The sequence below is a fragment of the Streptomyces sp. MBT53 genome (assembly GCF_016654115.1).
Lineage (GTDB): Bacteria > Actinomycetota > Actinomycetes > Streptomycetales > Streptomycetaceae > Streptomyces.
In genome coordinates, this window is record NZ_JAEQAZ010000001.1 from 21,689 (window position 1) to 39,988 (window position 18,300).

Annotated in this window: 17 protein-coding genes; 8 read left to right on the plus strand and 9 right to left on the minus strand. The window is 71.2% G+C overall.

What is annotated here, in order from left to right; translation table 11 throughout:
• Window positions 1-64: 64 nt before the first annotated feature.
• The 3 genes from JHN45_RS00085 to JHN45_RS00095 are packed head-to-tail and all read right to left on the minus strand — an operon-like array spanning window position 65 to window position 3,542.
• Window positions 65-415, minus strand: coding sequence for a UBP-type zinc finger domain-containing protein (locus JHN45_RS00085; protein ID WP_201047485.1), 351 nt, complete (start codon window positions 413-415; stop codon window positions 65-67).
• Entirely contained in the window at window positions 412-1,869 is a 1,458-nt protein-coding gene (locus JHN45_RS00090; RefSeq protein ID WP_201047486.1) for an ATP-binding protein, read from the minus strand. Before JHN45_RS00090 ends, JHN45_RS00085 begins: the two co-directional genes overlap by 4 nt.
• Complete coding sequence (locus tag JHN45_RS00095; protein ID WP_201047487.1) at window positions 1,866-3,542, minus strand: FAD-dependent oxidoreductase; 1,677 nt, start codon at window positions 3,540-3,542, stop codon at window positions 1,866-1,868. The genes JHN45_RS00090 and JHN45_RS00095 overlap by 4 nt, the downstream gene beginning before the upstream one ends.
• Before the next feature lie 242 nt (window positions 3,543-3,784).
• On the opposite strand from JHN45_RS00095, the gene JHN45_RS00100 reads away from it, so the two are divergent.
• The gene (locus tag JHN45_RS00100) at window positions 3,785-4,657 is read left to right on the plus strand and encodes a universal stress protein (protein ID WP_201047488.1); all 873 of its coding nucleotides are present in this window, start codon (window positions 3,785-3,787) and stop codon (window positions 4,655-4,657) included.
• Window positions 4,658-4,659: 2 nt separating this feature from the next.
• Here JHN45_RS00100 and JHN45_RS00105 read toward each other — a convergent pair whose 3' ends face one another.
• Together JHN45_RS00105 and JHN45_RS00110 are read right to left on the minus strand one after the other, a co-directional pair.
• A complete protein-coding gene (locus tag JHN45_RS00105; protein ID WP_201047489.1) occupies window positions 4,660-5,676 on the minus strand; it encodes a Gfo/Idh/MocA family oxidoreductase in 1,017 nt (338 codons plus the stop codon).
• A gap of 39 nt (window positions 5,677-5,715) precedes the next feature.
• On the minus strand, window positions 5,716-6,501 hold the full coding sequence (locus JHN45_RS00110) for a TIM barrel protein (RefSeq protein ID WP_201047490.1): 786 nt from the start codon (window positions 6,499-6,501) through the stop codon (window positions 5,716-5,718).
• A 182-nt stretch (window positions 6,502-6,683) separates the two neighbouring features.
• On the opposite strand from JHN45_RS00110, the gene JHN45_RS00115 reads away from it, so the two are divergent.
• Window positions 6,684-7,715 (plus strand): LacI family DNA-binding transcriptional regulator, encoded by a 1,032-nt coding sequence (locus JHN45_RS00115; protein WP_201047491.1) that lies wholly within the window; start codon window positions 6,684-6,686, stop codon window positions 7,713-7,715.
• Window positions 7,716-7,720: 5 nt separating this feature from the next.
• Here JHN45_RS00115 and JHN45_RS00120 read toward each other — a convergent pair whose 3' ends face one another.
• The 3 genes from JHN45_RS00120 to JHN45_RS00130 all read right to left on the minus strand — a co-directional run bounded on the left by JHN45_RS00120 (window position 7,721) and on the right by JHN45_RS00130 (window position 10,506).
• A complete protein-coding gene (locus JHN45_RS00120; RefSeq protein ID WP_201047492.1) occupies window positions 7,721-8,956 on the minus strand; it encodes a DUF4032 domain-containing protein in 1,236 nt (411 codons plus the stop codon).
• A 9-nt stretch (window positions 8,957-8,965) separates the two neighbouring features.
• On the minus strand, window positions 8,966-9,715 hold the full coding sequence (locus JHN45_RS00125) for an MBL fold metallo-hydrolase (protein WP_201047493.1): 750 nt from the start codon (window positions 9,713-9,715) through the stop codon (window positions 8,966-8,968).
• Between the two features lie 158 nt (window positions 9,716-9,873).
• Window positions 9,874-10,506, minus strand: a complete 633-nt coding sequence (locus tag JHN45_RS00130; RefSeq protein ID WP_201047494.1) for an alpha-ketoglutarate-dependent dioxygenase AlkB — start codon at window positions 10,504-10,506, stop codon at window positions 9,874-9,876.
• 126 nt (window positions 10,507-10,632) lie between these two features.
• On the opposite strand from JHN45_RS00130, the gene JHN45_RS00135 reads away from it, so the two are divergent.
• Complete coding sequence (locus tag JHN45_RS00135) at window positions 10,633-11,256, plus strand: TetR/AcrR family transcriptional regulator (RefSeq protein WP_201047495.1); 624 nt, start codon at window positions 10,633-10,635, stop codon at window positions 11,254-11,256.
• Between the two features lie 65 nt (window positions 11,257-11,321).
• Complete coding sequence (locus tag JHN45_RS00140) at window positions 11,322-12,995, plus strand: FAD-binding dehydrogenase (RefSeq protein ID WP_200709038.1); 1,674 nt, start codon at window positions 11,322-11,324, stop codon at window positions 12,993-12,995.
• Window positions 12,996-13,025: 30 nt separating this feature from the next.
• Here the strand turns inward: JHN45_RS00140 and JHN45_RS00145 are convergent, their stop codons facing one another.
• Window positions 13,026-13,376, minus strand: a complete 351-nt coding sequence (locus JHN45_RS00145; RefSeq protein WP_200709039.1) for a DUF488 domain-containing protein — start codon at window positions 13,374-13,376, stop codon at window positions 13,026-13,028.
• A gap of 167 nt (window positions 13,377-13,543) precedes the next feature.
• Between JHN45_RS00145 and JHN45_RS00150 the strand changes: the two genes are divergently transcribed.
• The 4 genes from JHN45_RS00150 to JHN45_RS00165 are packed head-to-tail and all read left to right on the plus strand — an operon-like array spanning window position 13,544 to window position 18,299.
• Entirely contained in the window at window positions 13,544-14,968 is a 1,425-nt protein-coding gene (locus JHN45_RS00150; RefSeq protein ID WP_201047496.1) for a M1 family metallopeptidase, read from the plus strand.
• A 41-nt stretch (window positions 14,969-15,009) separates the two neighbouring features.
• Window positions 15,010-15,759 (plus strand): L,D-transpeptidase family protein, encoded by a 750-nt coding sequence (locus JHN45_RS00155; RefSeq protein WP_201047497.1) that lies wholly within the window; start codon window positions 15,010-15,012, stop codon window positions 15,757-15,759.
• A gap of 18 nt (window positions 15,760-15,777) precedes the next feature.
• Window positions 15,778-16,476, plus strand: a complete 699-nt coding sequence (locus JHN45_RS00160) for a response regulator transcription factor (RefSeq protein ID WP_201047498.1) — start codon at window positions 15,778-15,780, stop codon at window positions 16,474-16,476.
• Window positions 16,473-18,299: a cell wall metabolism sensor histidine kinase WalK gene (locus JHN45_RS00165; RefSeq protein ID WP_201047499.1), complete on the plus strand. Its 1,827-nt coding sequence runs from the start codon at window positions 16,473-16,475 to the stop codon at window positions 18,297-18,299. Before JHN45_RS00160 ends, JHN45_RS00165 begins: the two co-directional genes overlap by 4 nt.
• Window position 18,300: the final 1 nt, after the last annotated feature.

Genomic DNA, 18,300 nt, shown 5'->3' on the forward strand with positions numbered 1-18,300 from the left:
GACAACGCACCTGGCCACCGGGCAGGAGCCGACTCCCGCCCGGCGGTCCGGTTCAGCGCAGGCTTCAGCGCAGGGTCTCGGCCCAGTTCGCCGGGACGCGTCCCGCGGGACCCGGCACCGGCTGGTCCGCGGGGTGGCTCACCGGGGCGGCGAGTTCGGGACCGGAGTCGTACAGCTCGGAGGTGGTGAAGTTCCAGAACCAGTCCTCGCGCGGCTCGTAGCTCTGGATGAACGGGTGGCCCGTGGACTGGTAGTGGGCCGTGGCGTGCTTGGCGGGGGAGTCGTCGCAACAGCCGACGTGACCGCACTGCGCGCACCGCCGGAGGTGGAACCACCAGCCCTGGGCCGCGTCGCACTCCACGCAGCCCGCGCCGCTCGGCGGGACGCCGGTGTCGATTCCGGTGATGTCGTTCATGCGGACTCCTCGGGCGTCTCGTTGTCCGTGGCGGTGAGGGGGAGCAGGACCTGGAAGCGGGTGTCGCCCGGTACCGACTCCACCTGGAGCGTGCCGTGGTGCTTGTTGACGACGATCCGCCAGGAGATGTCCAGACCGAGACCCGTGCCCTCGCCCACCGGCTTGGTGGTGAAGAACGGATCGAAGATACGGCTCCGGATCTCCTGCGGCACACCGGGCCCCGTGTCACGGAACTCCACCATCAGCTGATCGCGCACCAGCGCCGTCCGCACGGTCAACGTGCCTTCCCCGCCCGTGCTGTTCATGGCGGAGACCGCGTTGTCGATCAGGTTCGTCCACACCTGGTTGAGCTCCGCCGGATAGGCCGGGATCTTCGGGAGTGAACGGTCGTACTCCTTGACGACCTTGATGCTGTCGCCGACCTTGCCGCCGAGCATCAGCAGTGTGCTGTCGAGGAGTTCGTGCACATCGGCGACCTGGTAGGGCGCGCGGTCCAGCTGCGAGTACTGCTTGGCGGCGCCCACGAGGTTGGAGATGCGGGTCGTGGAGTCCTCGATCTCCGTCATCAACAGCTCTGTCTCGACCGTGTAGTTGAGCCAGCCGATCGCGCCCGGCAGGATCTCCTCGTCCACGGCGGCCGCGACCTGGTCCAGCCACTCGACGTCGAGACCGGCCTGCACGAACGTCGGCGCGATCTGCCAGGACTCCGTGACACCGTGGTCGTCGAGCCAGTCGGTGAGCTGGTCCTCGCGGTCCGAGGCCTCCAGCGGGCTCAACGTCTGTGCCTTGGCGACCCGTTCGGCCGTGCGCTCCTGGATGTCGATGAGGTTGGCGAGATCCTCGCGCGAGTACGGGCCGGAGGAGATGACGCGGAGCTTGTGCCGCATCTTCGCCACCCGTTCCCGCAGCGTCGACGTCGCCCGGACGGCAGCGGCGGCGGGGTTGTTGAGCTCGTGCGTCAGCCCGGCCGACAACGAGCCCAGCGCCAGCAGCCGTTCACGCTGGCTGATCGCCAACTGGCTGCTCTTCTGGCCGAAGAAGAGCCCCTCCAGCAGATGGACCGCCATCGGGAACCACTCGCTCATGATGGCCGCGAACGTCTCGGCGGGCAGCACGAAGAACCGCGTAGTCTCCGTCACCCGCATCGAGTTGAGGTACACCTGCTGCACCCGGTCCCCGATGTAGGCCTGCATCGCGCCCGTGTAGACGCCGCGTTGCGAGGTGCGCGCGACCTCCACGTCGTCCTCGCCGACCCGGCGCGAGAGCACGACGGTGCCCTCGATCATGACGTAGAAGCAGGTGGCGGGATCACCCTCGGTGTAGACGGGCCCGGCCTCGAACTGCTCCACCTGACCGTCGCAGCACAGCCTGCCGAGCTGCTCCGGCGTCAGCTTCTCGAACAGGAACAGCGTGCCGATCTCCTGCGGGCTGCAGGGCAGCACCTTTCCGCTCATGACTGCTCCAGGTAGCGGTGGACGAGCATCACGGCCATGGCTCCCTCTCCGACGGCGGACGCGACGCGTTTCGCGGACTCGGCGCGCGCGTCGCCCGCCACGAACACGCCGGGAATGTTGGTCTCCAGGTGGTACGGCGACCGGTCCAACTCCCAGCCCGCGGGCGGCTTTCCGTCCGCGCTGAGGTCGGGCCCGGCCAGGATGAACCCGCGCTCGTCGCGCAGCACCGCGCCGTCCAGCCAGTCGGTCAGCGGGGCCGCGCCGATGAACACGAACATCCACTGCGCGTCGACGAGTTCGGTCGCCCCGGTCTCCGTGTCGCGCAGGGTGAGCTGCTCCAGATGGTCGGAGCCGTGCGCCGCGTCGACGACGGTGCCGGTGCGTACGGAGATGTTCTCCGCCTCGTTGATCTGCTGGATCAGGTAGTACGACATCGACGCGGCCAGCGAGGGCCCGCGCACCAGCAGGGTCACCGACTTGGCGCCCCGGGCCAGGTACATCGCCGCCTGGCCCGCCGAGTTGGCGCCGCCGACGATGTACACGTCGTGGCCCTGGCAGGAGGCGGCCTCGGTCAGCGCCGAGCCGTAGTAGACCCCGCAGCCCGTCAGATCGGGCGTGCCGGGTGCCTGGAGCTGCCGGTACGACACACCGGTCGCGAGGATCACGGCGTGCGCGGCGACGGCCGAACCGTCCGCGAAGTGCACCACCCGCGCCGACCCGTTGGCCTCCAGCCCCGTGACCTCGCGCGCGGTGAGGATCTCGGCGCCGAACTTGGCGGCCTGCCGCCGTGCCCGCTCGGTGAGTTGAGCCCCGGACACCCCGTCCGGGAAGCCGAGATAGTTCTCGATCCGCGAACTCTGCCCGGCCTGCCCACCGGTCGCCGACCGCTCCACAAGGACGGTCCGCAGCCCTTCGGAGGCCCCGTACACGGCCGCGCCCAGCCCGGCCGGGCCACCGCCGATGACGACGAGGTCGTAGAAGTCGGCCGTCGGTGTGGTCGCGAGCCCCACCTCGGCCGCCAGCTCGGGTGCCTCCGGCTCGACCAGCACCGACCCGTCGGCGGTGATGACGAGCGGCAGCCGCTGCCCGTCCTCCCCGGCGGCCGACAGCAGCCGCAGCCCCTCCGGGCTGTCCGCCGAGTACCAGCGGTACGGCACCTGGTTGCGGGCCAGGAACTCCCGCACGTCCGAGGAGCGCGCCGACCAGCGGTGTCCGACCACCTTGGTGGCGGGCACGGGACGGTAGTCGCTGTTCCGCCAGGCCTCCAGGAGGTCGTCCAGGACCGGGTAGAGCTTCTCCTCGGGCGGGTCCCAGGGCTTGAGCAGATAGTGGTCGAGGTCCACGACGTTGATCGCGTCGATCGCCGCGTCCGTGTCCGCGTACGCGGTCAGCAGCACCCGACGCGCGCCGGGATACACATCGAGGGCCTGCTCCAGGAACTCGATGCCGTTCATCTGCGGCATGCGGTAGTCGGCCAGGATCACGGCGACGAGATCCCCACGCAGCTTCAGCTCGCGCAGTGCGTCGAGCGCGGACTCACCGGATTCCGCGCGCACGATCCGGTACGACTCGCCGTAGCGCCGCCGCAGGTCACGGGCGACGGCACGGGAAACTCCCGGATCGTCGTCCACGGTCAAAATGACGGTCCGCGCGGCTTCGGCGGCCTGTGCCATACGTCTCCCACCCCGAGTGGTCGGCTTCACGGCACGGCGGCGCCGTTGTCACCGCGCCGGCTCCCCACCATCGTATGGTCGATCGCCCCGGTGTGCTCCGCTACGCCCGAGCCGGGGGGCTCCGCTACGCCGGAAGCTGAACACACGGAACCCGTTCCCCTTCAGGTCCACCGGCCTCACCACGGGCCAGGTGGTGAAGACTGGGCCGGCACACATGACCGCGACACAGGGAGGCCACCCGCATGACACGCCCGATCACGGCAGGGGTCGACGGATCGGCGGAGAGTCTCGCCGCGCTCGCCTGGGCGGGCCGGGAGGCCGTACGGCGGGGGCTGGCGCTGCGCGTGACGCATGTGTGGCGGTACGAGGAGCACCATGCCCTCGAGACCGGGGGCCGGGACACCCAGGACCGTTGGGTGCGGGACGCGGCTGCCGAGGCCGCCCGGGCGCTCGCCGAACGCCACCCCGGCCTGGACGTGACCACCGACGTCCTGGAGGGCGATCCCGTCGACACCCTGACCGCCGCGGCTGCCCAGTCCGAACTGCTGGTCCTCGGATCGCGCGGGCACGGGGCCGTCGTCGGCTTCCTGCTCGGGTCCGTCGGGCAGCAGGTGATCGCCGACGCCGTACGGCCCGTCGTGCTCGTGCGCGCCGGGGACGAGGCGTCGGGGGAGGCCGCCGGGCGGGAGATCGTCGTGGGGCAGCAGGGCGATCCCGAGGACAGTGCCGCCGCGCTCGGCTTCGCCTTCGAGACGGCGGCGGCGCGTGGTGCCACCGTACGGGCCGTGCGGGCGTGGACCCTGCCGCCCGTGTTCGCCTACAGCCCGGGTTCCATGAAGCTCCTCGACGAGGCCGGCGGACTGGAACCGTACGAGAAGAAGGCCCTCGCCGAGGCGCTGGAGCCGTGGCGGGAGCGCTTCCCCGACGTGCCCGTCGTCGAGCACATCGAGATGGGCAGCGCGGGGCAGGTGCTGCTGTCGGTGGCCGGGCGGGCGCAGCTGATGGTCGTCGGGCGGCGCGCCCACCGTACGGCGGTGGGCGCGCGGATCGGCTCGGTCGCGCACGGGGTGCTGCACCACGCGGAGTGCCCGGTGGCGGTCGTGCCCGCTGCCTGACCTCAGATGTCCTCGATGCGTACGGGGACGCCCTTCTCCACCGACCTGATGGCCGCCAGCGCGATCGTCAGCGCGGCGCGGGCGTCCTCGCCGGTGGCCGACGGGGTGCGGGCGGTGCGGACGCTGTCGGCGAAGTCGGCGAGTTCGGCGACGTACGCCTCGTGGAACAGGTCCTGGTCGTAGGCGATCGTCTCGGCCGCGATGCCGTCGGCGCGGTAGGACGTCAGATGGGTGCGCCGGATGTCGCCCATCGTGAGCATGCCCGCCGAGCCGAAGACCTCGCCGCGCACGTCATAGCCGTACACCGCCTGGAAGTTGGCCTCGGCGGTGGCGAGGGCGCCGTTGTCGAAGCGGATCGTGACGACGGCCGTGTCGAGGAGGCCGCGGTCCTTGAAGTCGGGGCGGACCAGGGCGTCGGCCATGGCGAAGACCTCGACCGGTTCGGAGCCGGGGTTGAGGTAGCGCAGGGTGTCGAAGTCGTGGATGAGGGTTTCCAGGAAGATCGTCCACGGCGGGATGGGGGAGGGGTCGGCCAGCTTCGGGTCGCGGGTGAGCGAGCGCAGCAGCTGTGGGGTGCCGATCGCGCCCGCCGCCACCTTGTCGTGCGCGGCCCGGAACCCGGCGTCGTAGCGGCGGTTGAAGCCGACCTGGAGCGGTACGCCCGCCTCGGCGGCGGCGGCGATGGCGCGTTCGGCGTCCGCGAGGGTGGTCGCCATCGGCTTCTCGCAGTACACGGCCTTGCCCGCGCGTGCCGCCGCCTCGACCAGGTCGGCGTGGGTGAGGGCCGGTGTCGCGATCACGACCGCGTCGACCGCCGGGTCCGCGAAGAGGTCGGCGATCTCGGTGTACGCCGTCGCGCAGTCGAGCCGGTCGGCGAGGCCGCGTGCCGCGCCGGGGACCGGGTCGGCGACGGCGGCGAGGCGGACGCCGGGCAGTCGGCGGGCGAGGGTCTCGGCATGGAAGGAGCCCATGCGGCCCGCGCCCACCAGGCCGACGGAGAGGGGCAGTCGGGTGGTCATGGGGGTCCTCCGTGAGGCCTTGTGACAGGTGGTGGCGGGTCAGATCGTGAACGCGGTGCGGAAGCGGTCCAGGGCGCGTTCGCTGTCGTCGTCCGAGGCCCAGGCCTCCATCGCGACCGTGCCGTCGTAGCCGATGTCGGCGAGGGCGCGGGCGATCGCCGGGTAGTTGATCTCGCCGGTGCCGGGCTCCTGACGGCCGGGTACGTCCGCCACCTGGATCTCGCCGATCAGGCCCAACCGGTGTGCCTTGCGGACGAGTTCGATGAGGTTCCCCTCGCCGATCTGCGCGTGGTAGAGGTCCAGGTTCATCCGCAGGCCGGGCCGGTCCACCGCCTTGACCAGGGCCAGGGTGTCGGCGGCTGTCGCGAACGGGACGCCCGGGTGGTCGACCGCGGCGTTGAGGTTCTCCAGCGTGAAGGTGACACCGGCGCTCTCGCCCAGCTCGGCGAGGCGGGTCAGGGTGCGGTGGGCGGCGATCCACATCGGGCCCGTGGGCTCACCGCGCACCGGAACCACCGGCAGACCCTCGGAGTTCAGACCTGTGCCGTGCAAGTTGAGGCGAGGGCAGCCCAGTTGATCCGCCGCCTTGACCGACTCCTCGGCGGTGCGCAGGAGTTCGGCGGCGCCCGCCTCGTCGGTGAGACTGCCCCGGATGTAGCCCGTCATCGACGAGAACTCGGCCGGGGTGCGCGTGAGCGCGTCCAGGTCGTGCCGGGTCCAGTCCCAGATCTCGACCTGGAAACCGGCTTCGTGGATCCGCCGCGCCCGCTCGTGGATCGGCAGGTCCCGGAAGACCATCTCGGCACAGACCGCCAACGTGTACATGATCGCTCGCCCTTCCAGCTGCGCTTCTAGAACGTTCTAGATGGCAGTAGTACGCCACTACCGGATGCGTGTGTCAAGCCTTCGCCCCGGATGCTTCTAGAACGTTGCAGAACCCTGTCGAGCAGCTAGGATCTCGGCAGGCGACGACCCCTCGACCGTGCCCCTCGACCGGAAGGACATCCGTGCCGGCCACCCCCGCGGTCCCCGACGGCAAGCGGCCCACCCTGGCCCATGTCGCGGCCCGGGCGGGCGTCTCCGTCGCGCTGGTCTCGATCGTGATGCGCGGGGCCTACGGCGCGAGCGCCGCCTCCCGGGAGCGGGTTCTCAAGGCCGCCGAGGAGATCGGCTACCGGCCCGACACCCGAGCCAGGGTGCTGCGCAGCAACCGCTCACGGCTGCTCGGCGTGCAGTTCGGACTGCGCCATCCCTTCCACACCGACCTGGTCGAGGGCATCTACGCCGCCGCCGAGCCCGCCGGCTACCAGGTGGCGCTCAGCGCGGTCGCGCCCACGCGCGGTGAGCGGCAGGCCGTGGAGGCGCTGCTCGCCGACCGCTGCGAGGCCCTCGTCCTGCTCGGCCCCGAGGTCCCGGCCACCCGCCTCGCGCACCTCGCCACACAGGTCCCGGTCGTCTCCGTGGCCCGGCGGCTGTGGCCCGCCCCGCCCGCCGTGGACGTCGTCCGCACCGCCGACGACGAGGGCGCCCGCCAGGCCGTCGACCACCTGGTGGCGCTCGGCCACCGGGCCATCGCCCACATCGACGGCGGCCGGGCACCCGGCGCCGCCGACCGCCGCCGGGGCTACCGCACCGCGATGCACCGACACGGCCTCGACGAGCATGTCCGGGTCCTGCCCGGGGGTCTCACCGAGGACGACGGCGCGCGCGCCGCCCGCACACTGCTCGCGGAGAACCCCCGGCCCAGCGCGGTCCTCGCCTTCAACGACCGCTGCGCCACGGGCGTCCTCGACACCTTTCTGCGGGCCGGTGTCACCGTCCCCGGCGAGATCTCCGTGGTCGGTTTCGACGACACCAGCCTGTCGCGGCTCGCCCACATCGACCTCACCACCGTCGCCCAGGACATCCCCCGCCTCGCGGAACTCGCCGTCGGCCGCGCCATCGCCCGCCTCGACGGAGAGGCCGTACCGGACGGCGAGCAGGTCGTCGCACCGCGGCTCGTGGTCCGGGGGACGACGGCCGCGCCCGGCACGGGCTGATCCCGCTACTCCGCCGAGGCCGGCTCCAGACTCTCCCGCACCTTCGGCAGGATGTTGGTGACGTAGTCCTCGACCACCGTGTCCAGATCGATGTCGTGCTGCGCCCGCTCGGCCAGGTACCAGCGGTGTTCGAGCAGCTCGTGGTAGATCTCGGCCGAGTCCATCGACCCGCGCAGCTCCAGGGGCACGGCCCGCACGGTGGGCCGGAACACGTCCCGCACCCACCGGTGCGCGAGCACCTCGGGACGGGCGGCGAGCGGGTCGCCCGGCGCGTAGTCGTCCTGGGTGGCCATCCAGCTCTCCAGGTCGTTGAGCAGCCGGCGCGCCTGGTTCTCCTCGGCGTCCAGGCCGGTCAGGCGCAGCAGTTGGCGCTGATGGTGGCCCGCGTCGACGACCTTCGGCACGAACGTGACCGTGTCGCCGTTCGAGGAGTGCTCGATCTGCATCTCGGCCACGTCGAAGCCGAGTTCGTTGAGACGCCGGATCCGGCGTTCGATGAAGTGGTACTTGCCCGCCGGATACACCGAGACCCGGGTCAGCTCCTCCCACAGCCCCTGGTAGCGGGCGCAGATCTCCATGCCGAACTCGATCGGGTCGACGGACGGGTGCAGCGCCCCCGACGCCTCCAGGTCGAGCAGCTCCCCGCTGATGTTGACGCGCGCGAGATCGAGGTCGTACTCCCGCTGCCCGTCGCTGAGCCGGGCGTGCAGGTCGCCGGTCTCCGCGTCCACGAGATACGCGGCGTAGGCGCCCGCGTCCCGCCGGAACAGCGTGTTGGACAGCGAGCAGTCGCCCCACGCGAACCCGGCCAGGTGCAGCCGCACCAGCAGCACGGCCAGCGCGTCCATCAGCCGGTGCATGGTGGCCGGCCGCAGCGTCGTCTCGAACATCGAGCGGTACGGCATCGAGCCGCCCAAGTGCCGGGTGATCAGCACCGGTTCCAGCGGCTCGCCGGCCGTGTCGGCGCGTCCGGTGACCACGGCGAGGGGGTCGACGGCGGGGATGCCGAGCCGGTCCAGGTCGCGCAGCAGCTCGTACTCGCGCAGCGCGGGCCGTTCCGCCAGCTCCTTGACGGCTATGACCTCGCTGCCGGCGCGGGCGTAGCGCACGACGTGCCGGGAGATGCCGCGCGGTAGCGGCACCAGGTATTCCTCGGGCCACTCCTCCAGCGGAACGTCCCAGGGCAGTTCCAGCAGGAGCACCGGATGCTCGGGGTTGGTCGCGTTGATCTGCAGTGCCATGAGGTGACCCTAGAACGCGAGTTCGCGGGCGCGCTGCGTCGCCTCACGGATCGGACCGGTGTGCACGGAGCCGTGGCCGGGCAGCAGGGTGTCCGCGTCGAGCGCCTCGATGACGTCCAACGAGGCGACGGCACGGGCGCGTTCGTGGTGGAACATGCCGGGCAGCAGCTGCGGGCCCTTGATCCGCGAGGTCGGATGACCGCTGACCAGGGCGTCCCCGGAGATCACGATCCCGCTGTCCGGGAGATGGAAGACACAGTGCCCGCTCGTGTGGCCGGGAGTGTGCACGGGGACGGGCCGGCCCGGCAGGTCGAGCGGACCGCCCCCGGCCGGGAACGCCTCGGCCGCGGCGACCGGATGCTGTTCCATGCCTCCGGAGCGGATCGTGTGCACCGCCCACGGCAGGACGCCGGGACGCCAGGCGTTCTTCAGCACGTCGCCCAGGGTCACCTGCTGGAGGAACTCCCGTCGGGCGTGCGGCACTTCGGCCTCGTGCGCGTAGACGGGTGTGCCGTGGGCGCTGTGCAGGTACTCCGCCGAACCGAGGTGGTCGTTGTGGGCGTGGGTGAGGAGCACCGCGGCGACCGCCTTGGCCGAACTCCCCACCTGCTCAAGGGAGTCGAGCACGAGCTCACGGTCCCCGGGATACCCGGTGTCCACGAGGGTGGCCGTGTCGCCGTCCGTGAGGATCACCCAGTTGGTGTTGCTGCCGTGCACGAGATAGGTGGCGTCGGCGACTTGGCGTACTTCTGCCCGCATGATCGTTCCTTGCCTGGTGGTGCTGTTCGGATCCGGCCGGTGATTCGGGATCCAGCCAACCAGACGCGTACGGTCTTTGCGCGCGCGGGGGAAGCCGCCTCCGGCACCGTCCGCCGGAGGCGGCCCCCGCGTGCGTCCGAAGCGGCCGCCTCTCCGCCTCAGTGCACGCCGTGCGGGCGGAACTGCACGCTGATGCGCGGTCCCGTGGCTCGGGTGGTCTTCGGGACGCAGTGCTCCCAGGTCCGCTGACAGGAACCGCCCATCACGATCAGATCGCCGTGCCCCAGCGCGTGCCGCACGGACGCGCCGCCGCGCAGCGGACGCAGCAGTAGATCGCGGGGCACGCCCACGGAGAGGATCGCCACCATCGTGTCCACGCGGGCACCCCGCCCGATCCGGTCACCGTGCCAGGCGACACTGTCCCGGCCGTCGCGGTAGTAGCACAGCCCGGACGTGGTGAAGGGCTCGCCCAACTCCCTTGCGTAGTACGCCGAGAGCTCGTCCCTGGCCTCGGCCAGCACCGGATGCGGCAGCGCGTCGTCGGCGCCGTAGTAGGCCAGCAGCCGGGGTACGGCCACGACCTGGTCGTACATCTGACGGCGCTCGGCGCGCCACGGCACCCCGGCGGCCAGTTCCTCGAACAGGGCGTCGGCGCCGCTCAGCCACCCGGGCAGCACATCGATCCAGGCGCCGAGCCCCAGCGTGGTGCGGCGGATCCCGTGGAGGGGGCCGAGGCGGAGTCGGTCGGTCTGGTCGAAGAGCGAGCCCTGGAGGTGGTGGTGCGCGGTCATGGGACCAGCGTACTCCTTATTCGAATATGTGTTCCCATTCATGTTCGGCTTTGCGTTCGACTCTTTCGATACATCGGTGTATCGGATACATTCACGTATCGAACATCGGGACGCGGAGGTCCGGGCATGGTGGCGGAGGCGACGGCCAAGCGGGTGACCAGGCGCCGGGTGCGTACGCGGGCCAATCTGCTGGACGCCGCGTTCGCCGTGTTCGCCGCGAAAGGCTTCGGGCGGGTCTCCATCGAGGAGGTCTGCGAGGCCGCCGGCTACAGCAGGGGCGCCTTCTACTCGAACTTCGACAGCCTCGACGGGCTGTTCTTCGCGCTCTACCAGGAGCGGGCCGAGCTGATCGCCGAGCAGGTGGCAGGCGCGCTCGCCCTCGACGGCCCCGACCTCGACGTCCCCGCCGCCGTCGACCGCGTCACGGACGTGCTGCTCCTCGACCTGGACTGGCTCCTGGTGAAGACCGACTTCCTGGTGCACGCGGCCCGCGACCCCGCCGTGGCACAGACCCTGCTGGGACACCGGGCCCGACTGCGTGGCGCGATCGCGCACCGCCTCGGCCGCGCCCGGGGTCTCGCCGAACTCCCAGTCGTGCTCGGCGACTTGGACGCGGCGGCGTACGCCGTGGTCGCCGCGTACGACGGCGTCACCACCCAACTCCTCCTGGACAAGGACGTGGAGCACGCCCGCGTCTGGCTCAAGCAGCTCCTCACCGCCCTGCTGACGGACGGCAGCGGCACCCCGTAACAACCACCTCCCTTGAGAAAAACCCCGATTACCAACTGAACCCAACGAGAAGGGCAACGGTCGCCATGGATGCGGACGTCATCGTCGTCGGAGCCGGTCTGGCCGGTCTGGTCGCGGCCCATGAACTGACCAGCCAGGGACGCCGGGTCGCGCTCGTCGACCAGGAGAACGCCGCCAACCTCGGCGGGCAGGCGTTCTGGTCCTTCGGCGGGCTGTTCCTCGTCGACTCGCCGGAGCAGCGCCGCCTCGGCATCAAGGACTCCTTCGACCTGGCCTGGAACGACTGGCAGGGCAGTGCGGGCTTCGACCGCGTCGACGACGAGGACTCCTGGGCGGTGCGCTGGGCGCGCGCCTACGTCGAGTTCGCGGCCGGCGAGAAGCGGACCTGGCTCGACGGCCACGGCATCAAACTGCTGCCCACCGTCGGCTGGGCGGAACGCGGAGACCTGCGCGCCCACGGACACGGCAACTCCGTCCCGCGCTTCCACGTCACCTGGGGCACCGGCACCGGAGTCGTGGAACCCTTCGTGAACTACGCGAAGCAGGCCGCCCGCGACGGGCTCCTCACCTTCTACTACCGCCACCAGGTGGACGAGTTGGTCGTCGCGGAGGGCGAGGCGCGCGGCGTGCGCGGCACCGTCCTCGCCGAGGACGACTCGCCGCGCGGTGTCTCCTCCAGCCGCGAGGCCATCGGCGAGTTCGAACTCACCGCGCAGGCCGTCGTCGTCACCACCGGCGGCATCGGCGCCAACCACGACATCGTCCGCCAGTACTGGCCCGAACGCCTCGGCACCCCGCCCGCCGAGATGATCACCGGCGTCCCCGCCTACGTCGACGGCCGGATGCTCGACATCAGCGCCGAGGCGGGCGTACGACTGGTCAACCGCGACCGCATGTGGCACTACACCGAGGGCCTGCAGAACTGGAACCCGGTCTGGCCAGGACACGGCATCCGCATCCTGCCCGGCCCTTCCTCCCTGTGGTTCGACGCCCTCGGCCGCCGCCTGCCCGACCCGTGCCTGCCGGGCTACGACACCCTCAACACCCTCAAGTACCTGCGCACGACAGCGGACTTGGCGGACCACGACCACTCCTGGTTCATCCTCACCCAGAAGATCATCGAGAAGGAGTTCGCGCTCTCGGGCTCCGAGCAGAACCCCGACATCACCGCCAAGGACAAGAAGGCGGTGCTGCGCGACCGGCTGCTGGGCAAGGGCGCGCCCGGCCCGGTGGACGCCTTCCTGCGCAAGGGCGCGGACTTCGTGACGGCCGGAAACCTGGAGCAACTGGTCGAGAAAATGAACCAGTTGACCGACAAGCCGCTTCTCGACGCGGCGGTGGTGCGCCGTCAGATCGAGGCCCGCGACCTCCAGATGGCCAACCCGTACAGCAAGGACTCCCAGATCCAGGGCATCCGCAACGCCCGCCGCTACATCGGCGACCGCCTGGGCCGCGTCGCCACCCCGCACCGCATCCTCGACCCGGCCGCCGGTCCCCTGATCGGCGTCAAGCTGCACATCCTGACCCGCAAGACCCTCGGCGGCATCCAGACCGACCTGGACTCACGCGCCCTGGGCGCCGACGGCAAGCCGATCGGCGGACTGTACGCGGCGGGGGAGGTGGCCGGCTTCGGCGGCGGTGGTGTGCACGGCTACAACGCCCTCGAAGGCACCTTCCTCGGCGGCTGCCTCTTCTCCGGGCGCGCGGCGGGCCGCGCGGCGGCCAAGCAGACCGCCTGACCGGAGGCCCCGGCCCGTCTCCTCAGCTGTTCAGCTGTCGAGGAGGCGGGCCAGCACCGCCGCGTGACTCTCCTGCGGCGACTTCACCGCCGTCAGCAGGGTCACCGGGCCCATCCGGACCAAGTTCCGCAAGGTGTGCAGGAGTTGGGCCGCCTCCGGCTCGGCGAGCTCCGCCTCGTAGCGACCGGTGAACTCCTCGTACGACCCCTCGCCCGCGTGGTACCAGCGGCGCAGCTCGTTCGACGGGGTGAGGGCCTTGGGCCACTCGTCGACGCGGGCCGCGTCCTTGGACAGACCGCGCGGCCACAGCCGGTCGACCAGGACGCGGACGCCGTCCTCCGGCTCGGGCGGATCGTAGACACGGCGCACGCGGACGGTCACGGGCGGGCTCCCTCGGGTGGCGGTGGTGCCCGCGAGCCTACGTCCGGGAACGCGCCCGGCGCGGGGGCGACGCGGCGTAACTTGACCCGCACATGAAGGATTCGGAGGGTGTGGTCGGCCTAGTCTCTGAGACGAATGATCACCCCCCTCACTCTGTAGGAGCGCATGTGACGCACCTCCGGCAGCCGTCCACAAGACGCACCGCCGTCCTCCGCCGCAGCGCCGTCGTGGCCACCGTCCCCGTCGCCGTCGCGGCCCTGCTCGCCGCCGCCGCACCGGCCGGAGCCACCACGATCGGCTCGTCCGGCGTGGGCGACCCGTACTTCCCGCTCTCCGGCAACGGCGGCTACCACGTCGCCCACTACGGCCTGACGCTCCGCTACGACCCGGCGAGCCGCCACCTCGACGGCAAAGCGGTCCTCACCGCCCGCGCCACCGAGAAACTCACCCGCTTCGACCTCGACTTCAAGGGCCTGACCATCACCGGCCTCACGGTCGACCGCGTCAAGGCCGGCTTCCGCCGCGACGGACAGGAACTCGTCGTCACCCCGCGCAAGGCACTGCGCAAGGGGCAGGAGTTCCAGATCGCCGTCACCTACAAGGGCATCCCCAAGCAGGTCACCGACCCGGACGGCTCGGCGGACGGCTGGATCGCCACCGACGACGGCGCCTTCGTGGCGGGCGAACCGCAGGGCGCCATGACGTGGTTCCCGGCGAACAGCCACCCCAAGGACAAGTCGTCGTACGACTTCACGATCACCGTCCCGCAGGGGCGCACCGCGGTCGCCAACGGTGTTCTCCAGAGCCAGAAGACCGCGCACGGGAAGACCACGTTCCGCTGGCACGCGCCCGAGCCGATGGCCGCCTACCTCGCCACCGCGACGGTCGGCAAGTTCAAGGTCGAGCAGTACACCACCCGCGACGGGGTCAAGGTGTACAACGCCGTCGACCCCCGCGAGGCCACCGCCGCCGCGCCCGTGCTGAAGAAGCTGCCCTCCGTCCTGGAGTGGGAGAGCAAGCTGTTCGGGCCGTACCCGTTCCGCTCGGCCGGGTCGATCGTCGACCACGCCCCGGACGTCGGCTACGCCCTGGAGACGCAGGGCCGGCCGGTCTACGACTCGGCGCCGGACCTCAGCACCCTCGTGCACGAGAACGCCCACCAGTGGTTCGGGGACTCCGTCTCCCTCACCAGCTGGAAGGACATCTGGCTCAACGAGGGCTTCGCCACCTACGCGGAGTGGCTCTACAGCGAGCAGCACGGCGGTAAGACCGCGCAGCAGACCTTCGACGCGCTGTACGCCCGCAAGGCGACCGACGACCTGTGGGCGTTCCCGCCCGGCGACCCGGGCAGCGGCGCCAACATCTTCGGCACGCCCGTGTACGCCCGCGGGGCCATGGCACTGCACGAACTGCGCCTGGCCGTCGGCGACAAGACCTTCTTCACGATCCTGCGCGCGTGGGCGAGCGGACACCGCTACGGGCACGGCACCACCGCACAGTTCATCAGCCTTGCGGAGCAGAAGTCGGGGAAGAAGCTGGACGTTCTGTTCCACACCTGGCTCTACACGAAAGGCAAGCCGGCCGAGTCGTAGGAGCTGACGAGTTCCTCACATGTGTCGGTCATCGTCGACTCATGATCACTCGTATGTCCCCGGTCGCACTCGTCGCCGTGTCCCTGCTTCTCACGGGGTGCGGCGGCGGTGCGGTGGCGGCGACGGACCACACGTCCGCCGCCCCCGCGCCCGCCTCCACACCCCCGGCCTCGCCCTCCTCGGCGATATCCGCGGAGGCCGCACCCCGCCAACTCCCGGGCGTGGGGCCCAAGACGCTCGCCCGAATACCGGCCGGCACCGAGCAGGTCGTCCTGGTGACCGGCCGCGGCGTGAACTCCTCCGTCTCCGCCCTCGCCCTGTACGAGCGCACCGACGACGGTTGGCAGCAGATCGCGAGCTGGGCCGCGCACAACGCGCTTCGGGGCTGGTCGGACCACCACATGGCCGGTGACCTGCGCTCGCCGATCGGTGTGTACTCGCTCACGGACGCGGGCGGACTCCTCAAGGACCCCGGCACCAAGCTGTCGTACGACCAGGGCTCGGGCTTCGTCTCACCCGGCACCGGCTTCGAGGGCGAGCCGCTGGCCGGGTCCTTCGACTACGTGGTCGCCATCAACTACAACCGGCAGCCCGGCACTTCACCCCTCGACTGGACCCGCCCCCTCGGCGCCTCGCGCGGCGGCGGCATCTGGATCCACGTCGACCACGGCGGCCCCACCCACGGCTGCGTCAGCATCGCCGAGGACCACATGAAGGAACTGCTGCGCACCCTCGACCCCGCCCGGCACCCCGTCGTCGTCATGGGCGACGCCGCCTCCCTCTCGCACTGACCGCCTAGGATCCGCCCAATGTGCGCACATGTGCTGGTCGCCGAGGACGACGAGATGCAGGCCGAGCTGATCCGACGCTCCCTGCTGACCGAGGGCCATACCGCGACCGTCGTCCACGACGGGGCCGCCGCCATCACCGCGGCCCGGGAACTGCGACCCGACCTCGTGGTGCTGGACCTCATGCTGCCCGTGATCGACGGCTTCGGGGTGTGCCGGGTCCTGCGCGGTCAGGACGACATCCCCGTCCTCATGCTGACCGCCCGCTCCACCGAGGACGACGTCCTGCTCGGTCTGGAACTCGGCGCCGACGACTACATGACCAAGCCCTACAGCCCGCGCGAACTGATGGCCCGCATCCGCACGGTCCTGCGGCGCAGCGGCCGTACCGTCGAGGGCAGACAGGAGGACACCGCCGTACGGGCGGCGGGTCTCTCCGTCGATCCCGCGCGGCACGAGGTGCGCTGCGACGGGACACCGGTGGACTGCACACCGGCCGAGTTCGAGATCCTGCTCGCGATGACCGCCGAGCCCGAACGGGTCTTCTCCCGACGGCAGTTGCTGCAGTACACCCGGGGCCTGGACCGGGCGTCCACGGAACGGGCCGTCGACGTCCACATCATGAACCTGCGCCGGAAGATAGAGGCCGACCCACGCAGACCGGCCCGGCTGCTCACCGTGTTCGGCGTCGGCTACAAGCTGCGCGGCGGTCGCGCGTGAGGCCCCGGATACCGCTGCGCAAGCGGCTGTTGGTCCGGCTGCTCGTCGCCACCGTGCTCATCGCCCTCTGCTCGGTCGGGGCGACCGCCTGGATCGCGGTGGAGACCACCACCCGGGCCATCCAGGAGGAACAGGGCCAGGACCTCGCCGACGACATGCGCATCCTCGCGCAGCTCAGCGGATACGCCGCGACCCACCCCGAGTGGAAGGGCGTACGGCCCACGCTCGTCGCCCTGTCGAAGAAGATGGGCCGCCGCATCGCCCTCACCACCTCCGACCGCACCCTCGTCGCCGACTCCGCACCGCACGGCACCTCACTGCCGCCCCGCCCCGCCGCGAACGTCGACCCGCTGCACACCGACACGTACACGCAACCGGGCGCACAGCTCAGCGGTCTCGACCCCCGGGTCGTCGGACCGTACCGGCTGACGGCGAAGGAGCGGGCCCGACTGGAGGGGCTGGCCAGGGAGCGGCAGAAGTGCTTCGCCCGGGCCGGGATCGACACGACCATCACGATGACGCCGAGCGGCCGTCCCGTCCTCACCGACGCGAACGGCAAGGACGCCAACGACAACGTGCCCACGCCGTGCGCCGACGGGAAGCTCAACACCCCGACCGCCACCGAGGACAAGGCGCTGAAGAACCTGATCGTGCGCGCCCAGCCCTGCTACCAGAAGGAAGGCCTGAGCTACGCGGTCCCCTACTTCGGCGTCGACGTCTTCGACAAGAGCCTCGGCTCCCGCTATGTCCCGGGCGCCTACACCAAGCTGGGCGGCGCGGCCGACACACGAAGAGCGCAGGCCTGCACCGACAGCGCCCGCCGCGCCCAACTGGAGCCCTACGTCGCGCCGGTGGCCGAACTGTTCCTGGGCGGCGGCGACACCATCGCGCCCCGCTTCGACGTCTCCCCGGCGAACAAGGCCAAGGTCGTCGGCGCCGCCGCGGCCGTGCTGGCACTCACCGTCCTGGTGACGGCCGTGGTCGCCACCCGCCTGGTACGACCCCTGCGCGTGCTGACCGAGGCGGCCCAGCAGCCGCCGGAACTGCACGTCCGGGTGCCGGTCAGGACCCGGGACGAGACCGGCATCCTGGCCGAGGCCTTCAACGACCTCGCCGATCGCCGCGAGCGCATGGAGGCCCAGCGCAAGGCCATGGTCAGCGACATCGCCCATGAACTGCGCAGCCCGCTCACCAACATCCGGGGCTGGCTGGAGGTCACCCGGGACGGCTTCGTCGAACCCGACCCGGCGCTCCTCGGCTCGCTGCACGAGGAGGCGATGGTTCTCCAGCGCGTCATCGACGACCTCCAGGATCTCGCCGCCGCCGACGCCGGGACCCTGCGGCTGCACCGCGAACCCGTGCGCGTGGAGGATCTCTTCGACCAGGTCGCCGCCGCGTACCGGGTCACCGCCGACACGGCCGGGGTCGTCCTGCTCACCAAGGCGGACCGCACCCTCTGGCTGGACGCGGACCCGGTCCGCATGCGCCAGGTGCTCGGCAACCTCGTGTCCAACGCACTGCGCCACACACCCGTCGACGGCACGGTGACCCTCACCGCGTGGCGCGAGGGCGACCGGGCCGTCCTGACCGTGACCGACACCGGCACCGGCATCGCGCCCGAGGATCTCCCGCACGTCTTCGAGCGGTTCTGGCGCGCCGACCAGTCCCGCAGCCGCCGTACCGGAGGCAGCGGCCTGGGCCTGTCCATCGTCCGCGACCTGGCCGCCGCCCACGACGGCACGGTCGAGGCGACGAGCGAACCCGGCACGGGCTCCGTCTTCACCCTGAGGCTTCCCGACTCGCCCGCGCCGGAAGGCAGTTGAG